12 protein-coding genes are annotated in these 19,938 nt (G+C 72.8%); 7 read left to right on the top strand and 5 right to left on the bottom strand.

Features of this window, described 5'->3' with window-relative positions; all coding sequences use genetic code 11:
- The first annotated feature begins 15 nt into the window (after nucleotides 1–15).
- The 7 genes from ACQP1V_RS34935 (at nucleotide 16) to holA (ending at nucleotide 12,426) form a co-directional block, all read left to right on the top strand.
- On the top strand, nucleotides 16–3,390 hold the full coding sequence (locus ACQP1V_RS34935; RefSeq protein WP_433414649.1) for a BTAD domain-containing putative transcriptional regulator: 3,375 nt from the start codon (nucleotides 16–18) through the stop codon (nucleotides 3,388–3,390).
- 87 nt (nucleotides 3,391–3,477) lie between these two features.
- Nucleotides 3,478–4,881 carry a GTPase HflX gene (gene hflX / locus ACQP1V_RS34930; RefSeq protein ID WP_387413677.1) on the top strand — a complete coding sequence of 468 codons (1,404 nt, stop codon included), beginning with the start codon at nucleotides 3,478–3,480 and terminating at the stop codon, nucleotides 4,879–4,881.
- A gap of 602 nt (nucleotides 4,882–5,483) precedes the next feature.
- Nucleotides 5,484–6,692: an imidazolonepropionase gene (gene hutI / locus ACQP1V_RS34925; protein ID WP_067132626.1), complete on the top strand. Its 1,209-nt coding sequence runs from the start codon at nucleotides 5,484–5,486 to the stop codon at nucleotides 6,690–6,692.
- A gap of 83 nt (nucleotides 6,693–6,775) precedes the next feature.
- The gene (locus ACQP1V_RS34920; RefSeq protein ID WP_433414647.1) at nucleotides 6,776–7,630 is read left to right on the top strand and encodes a DegV family protein; all 855 of its coding nucleotides are present in this window, start codon (nucleotides 6,776–6,778) and stop codon (nucleotides 7,628–7,630) included.
- 393 nt (nucleotides 7,631–8,023) lie between these two features.
- Nucleotides 8,024–8,743: a helix-hairpin-helix domain-containing protein gene (locus tag ACQP1V_RS34915; RefSeq protein ID WP_433414645.1), complete on the top strand. Its 720-nt coding sequence runs from the start codon at nucleotides 8,024–8,026 to the stop codon at nucleotides 8,741–8,743.
- Nucleotides 8,740–11,235 carry a ComEC/Rec2 family competence protein gene (locus ACQP1V_RS34910; RefSeq protein ID WP_433414643.1) on the top strand — a complete coding sequence of 832 codons (2,496 nt, stop codon included), beginning with the start codon at nucleotides 8,740–8,742 and terminating at the stop codon, nucleotides 11,233–11,235. Before ACQP1V_RS34915 ends, ACQP1V_RS34910 begins: the two co-directional genes overlap by 4 nt.
- Nucleotides 11,236–11,463: 228 nt before the next feature.
- Nucleotides 11,464–12,426: a DNA polymerase III subunit delta gene (holA, locus tag ACQP1V_RS34905; protein WP_387413684.1), complete on the top strand. Its 963-nt coding sequence runs from the start codon at nucleotides 11,464–11,466 to the stop codon at nucleotides 12,424–12,426.
- Between the two features lie 11 nt (nucleotides 12,427–12,437).
- On the opposite strand, the gene ACQP1V_RS34900 is transcribed toward holA, so the two are convergent.
- From ACQP1V_RS34900 to rpsT, 5 genes are all read right to left on the bottom strand, one after another.
- Nucleotides 12,438–13,121: an ABC transporter ATP-binding protein gene (locus ACQP1V_RS34900; protein WP_433414641.1), complete on the bottom strand. Its 684-nt coding sequence runs from the start codon at nucleotides 13,119–13,121 to the stop codon at nucleotides 12,438–12,440.
- Nucleotides 13,118–14,038: an ABC transporter ATP-binding protein gene (locus ACQP1V_RS34895; RefSeq protein ID WP_433414640.1), complete on the bottom strand. Its 921-nt coding sequence runs from the start codon at nucleotides 14,036–14,038 to the stop codon at nucleotides 13,118–13,120. The genes ACQP1V_RS34900 and ACQP1V_RS34895 overlap by 4 nt, the downstream gene beginning before the upstream one ends.
- Nucleotides 14,022–16,535: an FtsX-like permease family protein gene (locus ACQP1V_RS34890; RefSeq protein ID WP_433414638.1), complete on the bottom strand. Its 2,514-nt coding sequence runs from the start codon at nucleotides 16,533–16,535 to the stop codon at nucleotides 14,022–14,024. Before ACQP1V_RS34890 ends, ACQP1V_RS34895 begins: the two co-directional genes overlap by 17 nt.
- On the bottom strand, nucleotides 16,532–19,168 hold the full coding sequence (locus ACQP1V_RS34885; protein ID WP_433414636.1) for an FtsX-like permease family protein: 2,637 nt from the start codon (nucleotides 19,166–19,168) through the stop codon (nucleotides 16,532–16,534). Before ACQP1V_RS34885 ends, ACQP1V_RS34890 begins: the two co-directional genes overlap by 4 nt.
- A 374-nt stretch (nucleotides 19,169–19,542) precedes the next feature.
- Complete coding sequence (gene rpsT / locus ACQP1V_RS34880; RefSeq protein ID WP_433414634.1) at nucleotides 19,543–19,815, bottom strand: 30S ribosomal protein S20; 273 nt, start codon at nucleotides 19,813–19,815, stop codon at nucleotides 19,543–19,545.
- Between the last annotated feature and the right edge of the window lie 123 nt (nucleotides 19,816–19,938).

Raw genomic sequence — 19,938 nt, 5'->3', positions numbered from 1 at the left:
TTAGATAGGAACGCCATGGATTCGTTGTTCTTCCGGCTTTTCGGGCATTTTGAAGTGCTCTCCGGGGACGGCGGGCGGTTGGACCTGGGGGCGCGGAAACAGCGCGCCGTCCTCGCCCTGCTCGCGCTCGAACCCGGGCGAACCGTCTCGCTCGACCGGCTGATCGACGAGGTCTGGGCCGACGAGGCGCCGTCGAGTGCCACGGGAACGCTCCAGGCGTACATCTCGCATCTTCGGCGGGTACTCGAACCCGGCCGCGCGCCGCGTACGCCGCCCACGGTCCTGCTGACCCGCGAACCCGGTTACATGCTGGCCATCGCCCCGCGGCAGGTCGATCTCTCGTGCTTCGCCTCCTGGGCCGAGGAGGGCCGCCGGGCGGCCGCCGCACGCCGATACGGCACGGCACTGGAGGCGTTGGACCGGGCGCTCGGAATGTGGCGGGGTGAACCGCTGGCGGAGTTTGCGGACCACGAGTTCGCCCAGCCCGTGATCGCCCGCCTGGTCGAACAACGGGTCCTGGCCGAGGAGGACCGGTTCGAGGCCAGGCTCGCCCTGGGCGACAGCGGGTCATGCGTCGCCGACCTCGAGCACATGGTGGAGGCCCACCCGTACCGCGAGCGCTCCTGGGGGCTGCTCGTTCTCGCCCTCTACCGGTCGGGACGGCAGGCCGACGCGCTGGGCGCGCTCCGCCGGGTGCGCGCTCTGCTCTCGACGGAGCTGGGCATCGAACCCGGCCCCGAACTGCGGCGGATCGAAAAGGCGGTGTTCGATCAGTCCGCGTCGCTCGACGGGCCCGGGGGGCCGGGAGGGCCCTCCCTCGACGAAGTCGCGGCCCCCGGCGGGCCCGCGCCGGTCGATCCGCCTCTCCCACATGTGGCGGTCCCGGCCGCCGCGCCCAAACCGCCACGCCCCCGCTCCGAGCCGCTCATCGCGCGGGCTCACCATCTCTCCCGCGTCGCCGACCGCCTCGGCGACGTACGGCGCGGCCGGGGCGGGGTGGTGCTGGTGACCGGCGAAGCGGGCATCGGCAAGACGCGCCTCGCGCAGTCCGCCGCCGAGGAGGCCGAGGCGCGCGGGATCTCGGTCGTCTGGGGACGCTGCGTCGAGGACCACGGGGCGCTGCCGTTCTGGCCCTGGCTCCAGGCGCTGCGCGCACTCGGCGAGCGGGGAGATCGGGCCGCCGGGATCCTCGCCGGAGAGGGGACGGACGTCCCCGCCGACCCGGGCGCGGCCCTCTTCGAGCTGTACGAGCAGGTGCTCTCGGCGCTCATCTCGGCGGGCGGCCCCACCCTCGTCGCGCTCGACGACCTGCACGCGGCGGACGCCTCGTCGCTGCGGCTGCTCGGCTACATGGCGGGCCGGCTGGGCCGCGCGTCCGTGCTCGTCCTGGCCACGCTGCGGCCCGAGCCCGGCGCCGATCCGGAGCAGCTCAGCGAGACGCTCGCCGCGCTGGCCCGCGACCCCGGGACCGAGCGCATGACGCTTCCCCCTTTCACCCAGGAGGACGTGACGGCGTTCCTGGTGAGCCGCGACCTCGCCGACCCCGCGTTCGCGCGCGTCCTCTACCGGCGTACCGGCGGCAACCCGTTCTATCTGGGGGAGCTGATCCGGCTGCTGGGCAGCGAGCACCGGCTCGACACGGCGGCGCTCGGCGTGCCGGAGGGCGTCCGCGAGGTGATCGGCCGGAGGGTCGCCCGCCTGCCGGACGCCACGCGGGAACTGCTCGGCTCCGCCGCCGTCCTCGGCCGCGACGTCGCCCTCGACGTGCTGGAGGCGCTCACCGGCGTCCCCGCCGAGGAGGTGATGGCCCGGCTCGAACCCGCCGTGGCCGCCGGGCTGCTGGTGGAGACCCCGGACGGGGTCGACTATCGCTTCGCGCACGCTCTCGTCAGGGACGCCCTGTACGCGCGGCTGGGCCGTCTGGAGAAGACCCGCCTCCACCTGCGGGCCGGCGAGGCCCTGGAGTCCCTGCCGGTCGGTGGCGGCGCGGCGCGGCTGCCGGTTCTCGCCCACCATTTCGCCATGGCGGCGCGGATCGGCGGAGCGGGCAAGGCGGTGGAGTACGCCGCGGCGGCCGCCCGGCAGGCCACCGCCCAGCGGGCCTACGACGAGGCGGTCGAGCTGTGGGAAAAGGCCCTGCTCGCGCTCGGGCAGCGGGATCCGGGCAGGCGATGCCGCCTGCTCGTCGAGTTGGGCCGCGCGCGCCGCGACATCGGCGACACCGTGCGCGCCCGCGCCGCCATCGAGGAGGCCGTAGAGATCGCGGCGGGCCAGGGAGACCGGAGCGTCCTGGTGGACGCCGTGACGGTGTACGGAACGCTCAGCGTCTGGAACTGGCGGTCGTACGGCGTGGTCGACGATCGGGCGGTCGCCCTGGTGGAGGACCTGCTGGCGGGTCCGCTGGACGACGCCCACCGGGCCGCGCTGCTCGGCACGCTCGGCATCGAGCTGCACTACGGGCCGCGGCGGGCCGAGGGAGAGGCGATGGCGGTGGAGGCCGTGGAGATCGCCCGGCGGGTGGGGAAGCCCGCGCTGCTCCTCCAGGTCCTCAACAACTACCTGATCGCCGCCTGGGTGCCCGAGCGCGAGCACGAGCGGGTACGCGCAGTCGAGGAGATGCTCGCGGTGCCACGGCTCTCCTCGAGCGCCGAGCTCGTCGCCCGGATCCACCGGCTGCACTGCATGTTCAGGATGGGGAAGCTGTCGGAATGGGACCGCGACCTGGCCCGCGCGGAACGTCTGCTTCGCGAGGTCAGGAGTTCGGAGCTGACGGCCATGGTGCGGGTCGCCCAGGCGGCGCGGCTCACCCTTGAGGGCCGGTGGAGCGAGGCCGAACGCCTGGTGGACGAGTTGGGCGAGATCTTCGGCGCGAGCACGCTGTGGGGAATCAACTACGTACGGTTGTCCGTGCTCTACACCTGCCGGCGGGGGCAGGGACGGGTCGCGGAGATCCTCGACGACATGATCGCGGGCGCGGCGGAGCCCCACATGGAGCCGCTGCGCCCCATGGTCGTGCTCGCGGCCCTCGATGTGGGCGACCGCGATCTTGCCGCGAGACTGATCGCGCGCTGGGGCACCCCCGTCCCCGACGACTGGTCGGGCGAGTTCGCCGCCGTCGTCTGGTCGTACGTGAGCGCCCAGCTGGGCGTCCCCGACCCGGCGTGGCTGTACGGGAAGCTGCTGCCGTACGCGGACCGGCTGGCGGTGAACGGCAGCGGGACCGCGGGCTGGGGGTCCGTCCACCAGGCGCTGGCCCGGCTGGCCGCGGCGATCGGCGACCGCGAGAGGGCCCTGGGCCACGCCCGCCGTGCCCTTGAGGAGCACGAGCGGCTGCGGCTGCGGTACTGGTCAGAGGAGAGTTGGAGGGTCCTCGCTGACCTGGGCGGATAAGGGGATGCGTCGACGCCGGGCCGCGTGTCACCATCGTGGGGAAGACACCAGGGGTGTCGACGTGTTGGTCTAGTAGAGATGACATATATGCGCAACGAGCCCGAAGATCTTGCCAACGGCGATTACGACCTCGAAGAGCGCCAGGCGCTCCGGCGCGTGGCGGGTCTGTCGACAGAGCTCGAAGACATTACCGAAGTCGAATATCGCCAGCTCAGGCTGGAGCGGGTCGTCCTGGTGGGCGTGTGGACCAGCGGCACGGTGATCGACGCGGAGAACTCGCTCCAAGAGCTCAAGCTCCTCGCCGAGACCGCCGGATCCGAGGTCCTGGAGGGCCTGATCCAGCGGCGCGACCGGCCCGACCCTGCGACGTACATCGGTTCCGGCAAGGCCGCCGAGCTGCGTGACATCGTGGCCGCGTCCGGCGCCGACACCGTGATCTGTGACGGCGAGCTGACCCCCGGCCAGCTCCGGCAACTCGAAGATGTGGTCAAGGTCAAGGTCATCGACCGGACCGCGCTCATCCTCGACATCTTCGCCCAGCACGCCAAGAGTCGTGAGGGCAAGGCCCAGGTCGAGCTGGCGCAGCTCCAGTACCTCCTGCCCCGCCTGCGAGGCTGGGGTGGCAACCTGTCCCGCCAGGTCGGCGGACGCGCCGCGGGCGGCGTCGGCATCGGCGGCCGCGGCCCCGGTGAGACCAAGATCGAGCTGGACCGGCGGCGCATCCGCGAGCGGATGTCCAAGCTGCGCCGGCAGATCAAGGAGATGTACACCGCCCGGGAGACCAAGCGGTCCCGGCGCAGCAGCCGTCAGGTGCCCGCCGTGGCGATCGCCGGTTACACCAACGCCGGCAAGTCGTCGCTGCTCAACCGGCTGACCGGTGCGGGCGTTCTGGTCGAGGACGCGCTGTTCGCGACCCTCGACCCGACCATCCGCAAGGCGCACACGCCCGATGGCCGGCTGTTCACGCTCGCGGACACGGTCGGTTTCGTCCGGCACCTGCCGCACCAGCTCGTCGAGGCGTTCCGCTCGACGCTGGAGGAGGTCGCCGACGCCGATCTGATCCTGCACGTCGTGGACGGATCGCACCCCGACCCCGAGTCCCAGCTCAGCGCGGTGCGCGAGGTCCTGGCCGAGATCGACGGCGCCCTCGACGTGCCCGAGGTCGTGGTCATCAACAAGGCCGACGCCGCCGACCCCGTCGTGCTCGCCCGGCTGACCATGAGGGAACGGCACAGCATCGTCGTCTCCGCCCGGACCGGCTCCGGCATCACCGAGCTCATGGAGCTGATCGAGCGCGAGCTGCCGCGGCTCGACCATGAGGTCCACATGCTGGTGCCGTACGAGCGGGGCGACCTGATCGCGCGGGCGCACGAGGAGGGCGAGGTGCTCTCCGTGGAGCACACCGGTGACGGCAGCGTGCTGCACGCCCGCGTCCCCGGCGACCTCTACGCCGAGCTGGACCGGGTGGCCAAGCCGGTCGAGACCGTCTGACCCGGCGCGGATTCCGCTTTCGACGCCGCTCCCGTTCGCGGGGGCGGCGTTCGTCCGTTTCGGCGCACGTGTCCGGGACGATTCCGCGGGGCCGTATGTCACTTGCTGCACCTGTGTCACAAGCGTGACATTTCCTGACTTATTGGATATTTAGCGCGAAAGCAGTACTTAAGGGATTAGCGGCGGAAATGCTGGCTCATTCCCGTTTACCTTGCTAGGCTTTCGCAAGCCCTTATGAGACATTCCGTGCGGGTAGTATGGCGGCGCCATTAAATGCTGTTACGCGTGAAGGCCGACATGATTACCGTCTCTGACCTGCGGAGACGACATTGTCGGGTGACAGGGAGACGCTCCGGCCGTCCCGACCTTGCCGCGGCGAAGCGGCGTTCTTCCCGATAGCCCTGTACAGCAAGCCGACCTGTGAAATAACGTAACTGGACTGAAATCGCCTGGGTCCACGACCTCGGCGACAGGGTCATCGCACGAAGTGCGCGATGAGGCAGGAGACCCCCGATGACCTCCGGACACCGATCGGGCCCGGCGGGCGCTTCGCCCGCGATCGATGCCTGCTCGCTGTCCCTGGCCGCGAAGCAGGTGGTCGGATGACCGTTCGCCTCCTGACCAACATCGGCCGTCTCTGGACCGGCCACGACGTGTGCAGCAACGCGGCCATCCTGGTGCACGGCGACCGCATCGCGTGGGTCGGCCGCGCCGCGGACCTGCCGCAGAGCGTGCCCGGCGTCGTCGACGACATCGTCGACGTCGACCACGTCGAGAACCTCGGCGGCGCGCTCGTCACCCCCGGGCTGATCGACGCCCACACCCACCCCGTGTACGCCGGGAACCGGTACGCCGAGATGGCGATGCGCTCCGGCGGCTCCACCGCGTCCGCGATCTCGGCGGCCGGCGGCGGCATCCTCTCCACCATCACCGTCACCCGTGGCACCGACCCCTGGACGCTCTGCAACGGCGTCCGCGAACGGCTGCGGGAGTGGCTGCTCAGCGGCACCACCACGGTCGAGGCCAAGACGGGCTACCACCTCACCCGCGACGGCGAGCTGGCCGACGTCCGACTGCTCCGCGAGCTCGAGAAAGAGCCGATGATGCCGCGGGTGCACGTCACGTTCCTGGCCGCCCACGTCGTCCCGCCGGAATACTTCGGCCGCCAGCGCGACTACGTCGAGGCGGCCGCCGCATGGTGCGCGGACGCGTCCGCCGCCGGGGCCGACAGCGTCGACGTCTACTGCGACGAGGGACACTTCGGCATCGACGAGGCCCGCTGGGTCCTCGCCTCCGGCCGCAACGTCGGTCTGCTGCCCCGCATCCACGCCGGCGCGCACAGCAGGCGGGGCGCCGTCCAGCTCGCGGCCGAGATGGGCTGCGCGTCGGCCGACATCCTGCACCACACCTCGGACGAGGACATCGCGCTGATGGCGCGGTACGGCGTGCCCGCCGTCGTGTGCCCCGGCACCGCCCTCCAGCACGGCAGGCTCCCGGCGGTGCGCCGGATGCTCGCCCAGGGCGTCACGGTCGCGCTCGGCAGCGACCACAACCCCGGCCACTGCGGCATCACGTCGATGTCCCTGGTGATCAGCCTGGCGGTGGCCGGGTTCGGGATGAGCGTGGGCGACGCGCTGCGCGCCGCGACGCTCGGCGGCGCGCAGGTGCTCGGCGCCCCCGACCGCGGTGTGCTCGCGCCCGGGCGGCTCGCCGACATCGTGCAGTGGGACGCGGACCACGAGGGCGCCTTCGCCTGGTCGTTCGGCCTCAAGCCGCGCCGGGTGTGGCGCGGTGGCACCCCCGTTCAGTGACGTCGCCGCTCCGACGCGACCGAGGGGTGAACCGGACCGCCTTTTTCACGGGGGGAGAGATGACCTCCCGGTAACCTCGTGCCATGCCGGTCGCCGTCGTCACGGACTCCACTGCCTACCTGGACGCGTCGGTGGTCGCGGCACTCGGCGTCACGGTCGTCCCGCTCCAGGTGGTCATCGACGGCCGGGAGTACGCCGACACGGCGGACCCCGCGGTTGTGGGAGTGGCGGAGGCGTTTCGCGAGCACGCGTCCGTCACCACCTCGCAGCCCGCGCCGCAGCACTTCGCCGCCGCCTACGCCGAGGCGGCGGCCGGGGGAGCCGACGGTGTGGTCTCGGTCCATCTCTCCGGCTCCCTGTCCGGCACGGTGGAGGCCGCCCGGCTGGCCGCCAAGGAGTCTCCGGTCCCGGTCGAGGTCGTCGACAGCGGATCCGTCGGCATGGGCCTCGGTTTCCCGGTACTCTCCGCCGCCGAGGCCGCCCGTCTGGGCGGCCCGCTCACGGACGTGGCGTCCACGGCGAAGGCGTCCGCCGCCGCGACCCGCAGCATCTTCTACGTCGACACCCTGGAGTACCTCCGCCGGGGCGGGCGGATCGGCGCGGCCGCCGGCCTGCTGGGCTCCGCGCTCGCGATCAAGCCGTTGCTCGACCTCGCCGACGGCACGATCACCGTGCTGGAGAAGGTCAGGACGGCGAACCGCGCCATCGCCCGGCTGGTGGACCTCGCCGTCGAGGCGGCCCGTGCCGGCGAGGTACGCGTCGCCGTACAGCATCTGGGAGCGGCGGAGCGGGCCGGGGCGCTCGTGGACGCCCTCGCGTCCCGGCTCCCCAGGGCGTCCCGGCCGCTCCTGGTGGAAGTGGGAGCGGTGATCGGAGCCCACGTCGGCCCCGGCCTGCTCGCGGTGACGATCGCCCCGGCCCATCCACAGGCGGGCTGATTTCCACAGGCCGCGGCACGGGGCCCCGGCGGGGGCGTGACCGCGCCTAACGTCGCCTGCGTGCGAACCAGGGAGCAGCCGGACCACCACCTCGCCGCCGAGGCACGCCTCCGCCTCCTGCTCGAGCCCCGGCCGAGCCGCCCTGTTCCTTCTCCTCAGGGATCGTCGGTTTCCGGAACAGCGGGTGGGCTCGGGCGATCGGCCGATTCGGCCGCGGAGAGACGGTCCGTCGCAACGGCGCACGCGGACGAGGACCGGGAAGCCGAGGCTGAGGGGCCCCGGCTCGCGTTGGGTGACCGGTCGTCGCGGGCGGCCGACGCGGCGGGGGCGTCACCGCCCGGCCGTAGCGGTGCGCCCCGAGGACCGGACAGCGGAGGGCCGGGCGTCGGCCTGATGGCGACCATGCTGTCGAAGGGGCGAGCGTTCGCCGGGGGAAGCCGGGTGATCAGGGAGACCGCCCCGCTGCTCGACCCCGGGCGTCCCGGCCTGCGCGTCCTGGTGGTGCTCGGGGTGCTCGCGGCGGCCGTGGCGGGGATCTACGCGTGGCGGTCACAGCCGGTCGCCGACCCGCTGGTCCCGCCCGCTCCCGCGGGGGCGGCCGCCATCGGCGTCGGCTCCGCCGAAGGAGTGCCGACTGCCGTTCCGTCCGGTGCCGTTCCGGGCACCGTCGGGCTCGCCTCACCCCCGCCGACGCCGGGGGTGACGGTCCATGTCACGGGCAAGGTGCGAAAGGCTGGAGTGCTCACGCTCCCGTCGGGGTCCAGGGTCGTCGACGCCATCCAGGCGGCCGGGGGAGCCCGCCCGGGTGCGTCACCTGACGGGTTGAATCTCGCCCGCCGCCTCGTGGACGGCGAGCAGATCGTGGTGGGAGCCCCCGCCGTCGGGCAGGGCGCGGCAGCCGCGGTCGGCGGCGACGGCACGACGATGATCAGCCTCAGTTCGGCCACGTACGAGCAGTTGCAGGAGCTACCCGGCGTGGGCGAGGTGCTGGCGCAGCGGATCGTCGAATATCGCGAAGCCCACGGAGGATTTCAGAGCGTCGATCAGCTGCAGGACGTCTCAGGCATAGGACCGCAGAAGTTCGCCGACCTGAAAGGCAGGGTCACGCCGTGAGCGGTCCGGATCGCCGGCTCGGTTCGGGCACGGCCACCGAGCCGCCCGGCGAGATCTCTCCCGCGAAGGGCGGCACCCCGTGGGCGGCAGGCCACTCCCTGCGCCTGGTGTGCCCGGCGATCGTGTCGTGGCTGGTCGCGCTCGTGCTTCTCGGATGCACCGCTACGGCGGGTGCCGTCGTGGCCGTCGGCTTCGCGTCCGCCGCGCTGCTGGTCTGGGCGCTGACCAGGAGCGGCGGTCGTCCCAGGGGCGGATCGACGGCTTCCGGTGCCGGGCGATCACGCGGCCCCGTGGCCGGTACGGCTCTCGCGGTGGTGGCCTGTGGCGCGGCGACCGCGGCGGTCGTGGCCGTCAAGGTGCACACGGTCAGCACTGGACCCGTGGCGGAGCTTGCGGCTCGGCACGCCACCGTCGTCGCCGAGGTCGAGATCGGCGACGACCCGCGGACGAGACCGCAGCGTGGCGGCCTGACGCGCCGAGACAGTTTCGTGGTGGAAGCGCGGATGCTCTCCGTCCAGATCGTGGAGGGCGACCGGGGCCAGCCGGCGGGCGACCGGGTTCGGGGCGATGTGCCGGTGGTCGTCCTCGCGTCGGGCGATGGATGGGGGACTCTGCTGCCGAGCCAGCGCGTCCGCGTGCGCGGCCGGTTGGGCACGGCCGACCGGGGAGATCTGACGGCTGCCGTGCTGGTGGTGCGGGGCCCGCCGGAGGTGCTGTCCGCTCCCTCCGCGGTGCAGCGGGCGGCCGGGGCACTGCGTGCGGGCTTGCGTGAGGCGAGCGACGTGCTTCCGCAGGGGCCGCGGGGACTGTTGCCCGGCCTGGTCGTCGGGGACGTCTCACGCCTGGACGAGGAGATCAAGGAGAACTTCGCCGCCGCCGGTCTCACCCACCTGACGGCGGTGTCCGGGGCCAACCTGGCATTCATCGCCGGTGCCGCCCTGGCGATCGCGAGGCTCATGGGGCTTCCGCTCCCCGCGCGGGCGATCCTGGCGGCCCTCGCCATGGTGGGGTTCGCGATCGTCGCCCGGCCTTCGCCCAGCGTGGTCCGGGCGCTCGCCATGGGGATCGTGGCGGCGCTCGCCCTGGGCACGGGACGGTCCCGGGACGGCCTGGCCGCGCTCTGCGCCACGGTGCTCGGCCTGATCCTCTTCAACCCCGGGCTCGCCCGGCAGTACGGCTTCGCGCTGTCGGTCTTCGCCACCGGCGGCATCCTCGTGCTGGCTCCCCGATGGCGAAATCGGATGGCGGCGCGGATGCCCGGTTGGCTGGCCGAGGCGATAGCCGTACCGGCGGCGGCGCAGGTGGCCGTCACGCCGCTGTTGGTGCTCATGTCCGGGCAACTCGACGTGGTGGCGATCCCCGCGAACCTGTTGGCGGGCCCGGCCGTGGCGCCGGCCACCCTGCTCGGCTTCGGCGCGGCGATCGTCGCCCCCGTCAGCATGGCCGCCGCCCAACTGCTGGTCCGGCCTGCGGGGTTGGCCGCCGCGTGGATCATCGCCGTCGCGGAACGGGCGGCGGCGCTCCCGGCGGCGACGGTCGGCTGGCCGGGGGGTGTCCCAGGGCTCGCGCTCCTGGGTGTCACGGCCGCCCTGGGCTGGCTGATCCTGCGTCGCAGGTTCCGCCGGTACCTTGTCGCGGGGGTGCTGGCCGCCGCGCTCGTCGCCGTTCTGGTCGTCGGCCCGGCGACGTCGCCGTGGCCGCCTCCGGGATGGCTGCTCGTCGCGTGCGACGTAGGGCAGGGCGACGGCCTCGCCCTGTCCACCGGACCCGGCAGCGCTGTGGTGATCGACTCCGGTCCGAAGCCGGGATCGGCGAACCGATGCCTACGTGATCTGGGAGTCACGCGGGTGCCGCTTCTGTTCCTCAGCCATGCTCACCTCGATCATGTCGGCGGGCTGACCGGAGTGCTCCGTGGACGAAGCGTGGGCGCCGTCGTCGTCAGTCCGGGACGGCTACCCGAGGGCGAGAGCGCGCGCGTTTCCGCGGAACTGCGCGCGCGGCGCATTCCGGAGTGGGTGGTGCCGCCGGGCGGCCGGTGGAGGTTCGGCGCCACCGAGCTCACCGTGCTCGCCCCCGAGCCCGAGGCTCCCCAGGAAGGGTCCGGAGAGGGGGCCATCGCGAACAACGCCAGCGTCGTCCTGCTCGTACGGTGGTACGACGCGAGAGGCTCGCCGATCGGGTCGGCGCTGCTCGCGGGCGACGTGGAGACCGAGGCGCAGGCCAGGCTGCTGCGCCAGGGCGTCCCGCCGGTCGATGTGCTGAAGGTGCCGCACCACGGTTCGCTTCGCCAGGACCCCGATTTCCTGGCCGCGACGAGGGCGGGTGCGGCGCTGGTCAGCGTCGGCGCCGGCAATGACTACGGGCACCCCGCCCCGTTGACCATGGCCCGCCTACACCTGCTGGGGATGCGTACCTACCGGACCGACCTGTCCGGCGACGTCGCCGTCATCGAACGTGCCGGCCGTCTCGCGGTCGTTCCCCGCGGCCGATGAAGGACCTGGACCCGGCGTCCGTCGGCCGTGGTGGCGTGGCAGACGAAGGACCCGGGCCGGGCGCGTCTCGTCCCGCCCTCGCTGTTCACGGCTGCGGAGCCCACGGCGGTGCCGCCGGTCTGGAGCACGTCCAGACCGCCGGCGCGGCCAAGGGTTGTGGACACCCGACAGGCTCCGAGGCCACGTCCGATTCCCGGCGGCGGGGCTGGGCGTGGCATGCTGCCAGGCATGGCCACTGCAGCACCCGTGACCCTGGTCGTCGGCGACGAGGAACTCCTGGCCGACCGGGCGGTCTCATCCGTCGTGGCGGCTGTGCGCGCGGACGATCCCGGGGCCGAGGTCCACGACCTGGTCGGCGGGAAGGTCGAGCCCGGAGAGCTCACCGGACTGGCCTCTCCCTCTCTCTTCGGCGAGAGGTCCGTGATCGTGATCCGGTCCGCCCAGGACCTCGCCAAGGATGTCATCGCCGAGGTCGTCAAGTACGCGGCCCATCCGGCGGAGGACGCGGTGCTCGTGCTGGCGCATCCGGGCGGTGTGAAGGGCAAGGCGCTCGTCGAGGGCGTGAAGAAGGCCGGAGCGGACGTCGTCACCGTCTCCAAAATGACCAAGCCCGCCGAGCGGCTGGACTTCATCAAGGGGGAGATCAAGCGCGCCGGCCGGTCGATCTCGCCCGCCGCCGCGCAGGCGCTTCTCGACGCGGTCGGGAGCGATCTGCGTGAGCTCGCCGCCGCCTGCGGCCAGCTCGCCTTCGACACCGAGGGCAAGATCGACGAGGCCGCGGTCGCCCGGTACCACCGGGGCAGGGCCGAGGTCAGCGGATTCACCATCGCCGACCTGGCCATCGAAGGGCGGCTCGGCGAGGCGCTCGAACAGCTCCGGTGGGCGCTGGCGACGGGGGTGGCGCCCGTGCTGATCGTCAGCGCCCTCGCGGGCGGCCTGCGGTCGCTCGCCAAGGTCGGCGGCGCCCCCCGTAACCTCCGGGGCGGCCAGCTCGCCAGCCACGTCGGGATGCCTCCGTGGAAGATCGACCGGGTGAAGCGCCAGCTCGGCGGCTGGGGCCAGGACGGCATCTCCCGGGCCATGCAGGCCGTCGCCGTCGCCGACGAGCAGGTGAAGGGGGCGGGCACCGACCCGGCGTACGCCCTGGAACGGGCGGTGCAGATCATCGTCGCGAGCCGCACCGGCCGCTGATCCCGGGCGGCTCAGACGGCGGTTTCCTCCAGGATGGCGCCGTCGCGCAGCTCCAGTACGCGGTCGGCGAGGGTGATCAGCTTGGGATCGTGGGTGGCGACCAGCGCCGTCACCCCTTCGCTGCGGACCAGCGCCTGGAGCAACTGCATGATCTGGAGCGCGGTGTGCGAGTCGAGCTGCCCGGTCGGCTCGTCGGCGATGAGCAGCCGGGGCCGGTTCGCCAGCGAGCGGGCGATGGCCACCCGCTGCTGCTGCCCGCCGGACAGCTCGTACGGCCGCTGGTTCATGTGATCGCCCAGACCGACCAGGCTGAGCAGGATCCGGACCCGCTCCTCGCGCTCGGCGACCGGTGAGCGGCCCAGGCGGAGCGGCACCCCGACGTTCTCGGCCGCCGACAGCACGGGGATCAGCCCGAACGACTGGAACACGAACCCCATCACGTCCCGGCGCAGCTTCAGCAGGGCGGCCTCGGACAGCTCGGTCACAGTCTGCCCGGCGACCTCGACCCGGCCCTCGTCCGGCCGGTCCAGGCCGCCGACCACGTTGAGCAGCGTCGTCTTCCCCGAGCCGGACCGGCCGCGGAGGGCGACCAGCTCCCCTGGGTACGCCTCGAACGACACCCCGCGCAGCGCCTCGACCCCCTTGGGGTAGACCTTGCGCACGCCGTCGACGACGACCAGCGGTTGATCGGTCATGACTGCTCGTCTCCCTGGTTGGCGGGCCACACCCCGATGTGGTCGCGTTCGAGCTCCAGCCGTACCCGGCGCTCCATGTCCAGCGCGGTCATGAAGTCACGCGGGAGCTGCAGCCGGCCGGTCCGGTCGAGCACGGCGTACTCCTCGGCGATCAGGCCGCCGTCCTCGGAGGTACGGCGGAGCGTCTCGCTGGAGGTCCGCCCGTCCCGGATGCTGATCGTACGGTCCACCTCGTCGGAGACCATGGGGTCGTGCGTGACGATGACGCTGGTGACGCCGAGCTCGCGGTTGGCCCGGCGCAGCGCGCCGAAGACCTCCTCGGAGGTGTGGCTGTCGAGCTCGCCGGTCGGCTCGTCGGCAAGGATCACCTCGGGCGAGTTGGCCAGTGCCACGGCGATCGCGACGCGCTGCTGCTGGCCGCCCGACATCTCGCCGGGACGCCGTCCGGCGCAGTCGGCCACGCCGAGCAGGTCGAGCAGTTCGCCCGCGCGCGCCCGGTCCGCCTTCCCGGTGGCCAGCCGCATGGGCAGTACCACGTTCTCCTGCGCGGTGAGATAGGGGAGCAGGTTGCGCGCGGTCTGCTGCCAGATGAACCCGACCACGGAGCGGCGGAACCGCAGCCGGTCCTTGGCGGTCATCGACAGCAGGTCCACGCCGGCGACGCGGGCCAGCCCGGCGGTCGGGACGTCCAGCCCGGACAGCACGTTGAGCAGCGTCGACTTACCGGACCCGGACGCGCCGACGATCGCGATCAACTCGCCCTTGTCGATCAGCAGGTCGAGCCCCTGTAAGGCGATGACCTCGACGCCCTCGGTCTTGTAGATGCGCACCAGGTTGTCACACAGGATGTGGGCGGCCGCGCCGAACGCGGCTTTCGCCGCTCCGGCCTGTGCCTCCAGGTCAGCGAGACTTTGCACGGCTGCCTCCAAGGTAGACGCCCGCCAGGGCGACGACGGCCACCCCGCCGGCCAGCAGGGCGGGCATGACCGGGTCGATCGGATAGTCGCCGAACCGCAGCCCGGCGTACGCGGACAGGTCGATGCCGTCCCCGAGCAGCGTGGGCAGGCCGAGCCCGAGCGCGAGCCCGGCGAGAACGGCGAGGACGAGCACCGGGCCGATTTCGAGCACCGTCATGCCCTTCGCCTGGCGGCGGGTCAGGCCGATCGCGTGCAGCAGGATCAGCGCGCGGGACCGCTCCGCCGCCCCCGACACCAGCATGATCGCCACCGCCGCCAGCGCGTACGCGGCGAGGGCCAGCGTGACGACGCGCAGCCCGGTCATCAGGCTGGACGTGAGCGGTACCGAGGTGATCTCCGTGAGTGTGCCGTCCACGGTGCGGATCACCGTGCCGGCCGGCATGGCGGCCTTGACGGCCGCGGCGTCGCCGCTGATCAGCAGGGTGTTCGTGTGCTGTGTCAGAGCGGGGAGGACGATGAGCCCCAGGTTGGTGGTGTCCACCCCCGGCAGTGCCGCGATCTTCCCCTTGGGTTGTACGGTCAGCTGCTCGGGCCAGGTGATGTCGAAGCTCGCCATTGCGGCCATGTCGGAGGACACGAGGGCCCCGCTCGCGGGCGCCGTGGGGATCTCCAGCGGGCTGCCCGCCACCAGCTTCCGGTAGGCGTTCAGGTCGACCGCCACAACGGCGGTGTCCCGGCCGGTGAACCCCACCTCGGCGTGGGTCTTGCCGACCGCGGCGGGCACGACCTGGTCCACCCCGGGCGTCTTCCGGACCCGCTCGACGAGGTCCGCCGGGATGCCCTCCGACCGCTCGACCCGGATCTCGGCCCCGACCTGCTGCCAGGCGGCCAGGCGTTGCGCCGTGGCAAGGCCGTCGGCGGTGACCGCGCCGTACGCGCCGATCGCGAGCGCGGGCAGCAGCGTCAGCACCGGCAGGGTGGCGCCGGTCGCGGCCCGCGCCGCCATGGCCAGCCCCAGGTACGGTGCGGCGTCCCGGCGGCGGGCGGCCAGGTGCAGCAGCAGCCGGAGCGGGAGCGGGTAGAGGCGCAGCGCGACCAGCGCGGCGGCCACCGTGAGCAGCGCGGGCACCACCATCATGAACGGGTCGTCGCCGAGGCCGCGGCTGCGCAGGAGCTGGACGCCTCCGACTCCGAGCAGGACGACCAGGACCTCGAGGGCGATCCGCCGGGGGGACGGCCGACGCGTCACCACGTCGTCCCTGCGCTCGTTGAGGGGCTGCCGGTGGGCGTGCGCCGTCGCCCCGCACGCGTACGCGATGGCGATGACGGCCAAGGCGACGGGCCCGAGCAGCAGAATCGGCAGGGATGGCCCGGGCACCAGCAGGGAAAGCGCTGCGCCGACCAGGGCCGCGGGCGCGATGGCGAGCGCGACGACCCCGCCGCCCACGGTCGTGACCCTTGGCAGCGACGCGCCGCGTGCCCGCATCAGCGAGAGACTGCCGTGCATCCGCGAGCCGAGGAGCCGTACGGCGAGCGCGATCGTGCCGAGGCAGGCCACGGCGAACCCGCCGAGGAGGACCACCATCAGCGCGCGCGTGGTGGCGAGCCGGTCGAGGAACTCCTTGATGAGCTGGTCGAGCCCGGTGACGAGGGAGGTGCCCGCCCCCAGAATGGGGAGCCCGGTGGCGGAGGAGACGCTTTGCGGGCCGCCGGCCACCACCCGTCCCGCCTCGGCCACCCCGTCGAGCACGTCCCGCGCGTTGCGGGCGGTGACCGCCGTCGGGTTCATCTGGAAGATCCATCTGTAGAGTCGATTGATCTTCCCGCTCGCCAGGGCGTCGCCGTTGGCCAGGGCGGTGATGTGCAGGTCGTCCTCGTCGGCGAGCGGTGGGCGCTTCTTGACGACCTCAGACATGCCGGAGTGGTAGGAGTCCCAGAACGCGCCGCCGGGCGTCAGCGGCTCCCAGAGGCCGGTGATCACGCCCTGGTACCCCTCGAACCCGATCGTGTCGCCGAGCTTGATGCCGAACTCCGTGGCGGGTTCGGCCGGAAGGGCGATCTCGAACCGCTTCGGCGAGTCGCTCGGGCCGGGGGCCTCGCCCGCGACGTATCGGATCTGGGGGGCGATGTCGTTGGCCCAGGCGAGATGCAGGAACCGGTGCCGCATCCCCAAGATCTGCAGCCCGTCCGTCTCGTAGCCGAATCTCGCGGTGCTGTCCAGCACGCCCCGCACGGTCGGCGGCAGCGCTGAGCGCCAGAGATCGTTCGTCTGCGCCACCTTCTCGACGCTGTCCGGCGGGTCGAAACTGTACTTGCTCTCCAGCGTGACGGTCAGCGCCGTGGTCAGCGGAGGCGAGGTCCGCAGCATGGTCTCCGCGCTCTTGTCCAGGGACACCTCCAGAGCCCGGGGGAGCCCGGCCAGCAGCAGCGACCCGGCCAGCGTGAGCAGGGCGAGCAGGGCCGCCGTACCCCGGTGGGCCCTCAGCAGCCGGATCATCGGTCCTCCCCCGAACGCAGCACGCCGCCCGGCCCGCGCCGGTGCAGCGAGCGGGCCAGCCCGAATATGACCGCCAGCAGCACCGCCCCCACCCCGAGGCCGAGCGCGGCGATGCACGGCCACGGGATGTCCAGCACCACCGGCGGCGTCACCGCCGTCGCCTGCCCGGTCAGGACGATGGACGGCACCACCGCCAGCGCGACCCCGGCCGCCAGCAGCACGCCTCCGACCAGTGACAGCCCGATGACGAACGACTGCTCGACGGCGAGCAGGCCGAGCATCTGCCGGAAGCCCACGCCGAGCGCCCCGAGCAGGGCGAACTCCGACCTGCGCTCGCGCGCGGACACGGCGGCGTTCACCAGGAAGCCCAGCACGGCGAACGCGAGCGCGGCGACGAAGCCGAGGACCAGCGCGCCCCGCAGCCCGCCCGCCAGCGGATCGTCCCTGAGCTGCCGGCTGAGGGCGGCCACCTCGGTCATGCTCGCCCCCTGCTTCGCCAGTGCCGCCGCGGCGGCCGAGGTGTCGTGGCCGGAGGCGGCCAGCCACCACTCTGTCGTCTTGGCCGGGGCCTTGGTGACGGCGCGCAGCGCGGTCAGGTCGGCGAGGACCGCCGAGGCGCCCGCGGGCGTGCCCGGCATGGCCCGTACGGTCCCCACCACGTCGATCGGGACGGGCGACGTGCCGATGACGAGGGTGCGCTCCTCGGCCAGGTCGTCGGTGACCACGACCGGCAGCGTCGTACCGCCCCTGGCGAGGCGGGAGGCCAGCGTGGCGAGTGGCGCGTCGGACAGGTCCGGACGCAGCAGCATGACCTCCGGAAGCCGGGCCGCGTCCGCCGCCAGGAGATCGACGTCCCCGCCTCCCATGGAGGCCCGTACGCGGTGGACCGGCGTGAGCGCGGTGACGCCGGGCAGTGCGGAGAGGCCGTCCGCCGTGTCCCCCTGCTCGGCGGCCACTCGCAGGTCGGCGCCGGCCAGATGCCGGGCCTGGTCGTCCTGCGACTGCCGCCAGGTGGCCGAGGTGGCCAGGGACAGCGCTCCGATGGCGACGGCCATCGTCAGCAGCAGCGCGGGCCCCGAGTAGCGGGCGGGCCGCCTGCTCACCTGACGCACCCCGACCGCGGCCGCGAAGCCCGGCCGCCGTGTCGTCGCCCGCTCAAGGATCCGGGAGACGAGGGGCACCAGCCGCAGGCCCAGCAGGCCGCCGCAGAGCAGCGCGAGCGCCGGACCGGTCACGATGAGCGGGTCGATGCCCAGATCGCCGCCGGTAGTCTCGGTCACCGGCCCGCCGTAGCGCTGGAGCTGCCAGATCGCCAGCACCGCCACCACCAGCAGCGCCAGGTCGGCCCCGGCCCGCTGGAGGATGCCCTGCCGGTCGCCGCGCCCGCGCGCCCCCTGCTCCTCGACGTACGTCCGGCGCGCCCCGCGCACCGCGGGGAGCGCGAGCAGCACCGCGCAGGCCAGCGCCACGGCGGCCGAGATGGCGAAGGTCGTCGCGCCCGGGTTCTGCCACAGCGGAGTCCCGGTGCCGCCGACCAGCGCGAGCAGGGGCGGCGCCAGGTACGGCGCGGCCACCGCGCACGGCAGCGCGACCAGCAGCGCCTCGCCGCCCGCCAGCGTGGCGAGCCGGACCGAGCCCGCGCCGCGCGACCGCAGCAGCGCGACCTCCATCCGGCGGTGGTCGGACAGCAGCCGCGCCGTCAACGTCAGCGCGTACGCGGCGAGCACCAGAAGCTGCAACACCGGGATCAACATCGTCGAGCGGGCGACGAGCGCGGCCCGGTCGAGCTGGGTGAGCATCGCGGGGAGGCCGGTGGAGACCGTGCATCCTGTGCATCCGCCCCGGAGCGTGGCCTCGATGCCGGTGACCGACGCGGCGAGGGGACGCAGGTCCTCACGGATCAGGCCGCTCAGGTCGGGCACGGCCGTCCAGGTCGCCGAGACGCTCGTGGCGAACCGACTGACGAACGTCGTCGCGGGGACCACGAGCGGCCCGTACGTGGTGTAGTCGCCGACCTGGGTGCCGTTGCGGAGCAGTTCGTCGCCGGCCCACCGGTCACCGTCGGAGGCGCGCAGCCGGAAGACCCCGGCGACCTTGACCTTGACCGTGCGGCCGTCCAATCGGCCGACGACCGCGAACTCGCCGCCCGGGGCCACCCGCATCGCCTCGGCGGCGGGCTGGGAGAGCGCGGCCTCCACCGTCCCGGCGGGGCTCTCGCCCGGCCACGCGCCCGCGACCAGATCGGCGCGCTCCCGCAGGTCGTCGTAAGTGGCGAACCGGGTCAGGTCGGGCCGCTCGCGCCCCTCCTGGCCGGGCATCGCGTACGAGTCGGAGCGGGCGCCGCTCACCACGCGGTGCGGGACCCCGGCGTACCCGCGCGTGATGCCGTCGCGGACCATCCGGTCGATGCGGGCGTAGTCGTCGGCCTTCACCGAGGACGTGACGGTGGTGGAGGTGAGAGTGAGCGGCGCCGTCTCGACCGCCTGCCGCACGCCCCGGTCGGTCACCGAGGCGGCGTATGTCATGAGGGCGACCAGCGTGGTCGTGGCGAGCAGGATCGAGCCGAACGCCGCCGCCAACAGGAGCGGTTCGCTCAGTGCGCGCCGGAATACCAGCGGTGTCCGCCCCCGCATGTATCGTCCTCTGGCTCGTCGGATATTCTCCCGATCGCCTCACCATAGGGCGATCGGCGAAGCGCCAGAAAGATCGGTGATGGAGTCGATGCGCGGCGGCGATCCCGATGTGATATCGAAATCGGGACATTTTCCGAATAGATCGTGCGCAATTATCTGCTATAGGCCTCGGCCCCCGAAACCGCGGTAATGCCCGAAAGTGGGGGCGGTCCGGATTTACCGTCATATCGGGCGGGAGACGCGCCGGTACCCGGACACGCGTGGGCGAGCCCGGGAGCGCGAAAAGGGCGAGAGCGCCGAAACGCCGCACCCCCGGGGAGGGGATGCGGCGCGACACATCCGCGTGCCCGCGACGACGCAGGCGACGGAGTGGGCTACTTGGCGGCCTGCAGGGCGGCGGCGCGCTTGGCGATCGCCGACTTGCGGTTCGCGGCCTGGTTCTTGTGGATGACGCCCTTGCTGACGGCCTTGTCGAGCTGACGGCTCGCGGTGCGCAGGGCGGCCAGGGTCGTCTCGACGTCGCCCTGGTCAGCGGCCTCGCGGAACTTGCGGACCGCCGTCTTCAGGGACGACTTGACAGCCTTGTTACGCAGCCGGGCCTTCTCGTTCTGCCGGTTGCGCTTGATCTGGGACTTGATGTTCGCCACGAAGAAAGCCTCGGTGTGAGTCTTGGTCGGATGGGGCGCGCGGGCTCGAGAGAGGGCGCGCCACACGCAGTTGAACAGGGTACCAACAGCTCGCGATGTCGCTCAAATCGAGCGCTCGCGTGG

Origin of the sequence: Microtetraspora malaysiensis (assembly GCF_050947145.1) — a bacterium.
In the GTDB taxonomy this organism is placed as follows: Bacteria; Actinomycetota; Actinomycetes; order Streptosporangiales; family Streptosporangiaceae; genus Microtetraspora_A; species Microtetraspora_A malaysiensis.
Note: the sequence above shows the minus strand (reverse complement) of the source record. Positions and strands in the feature narration are given on the sequence as shown.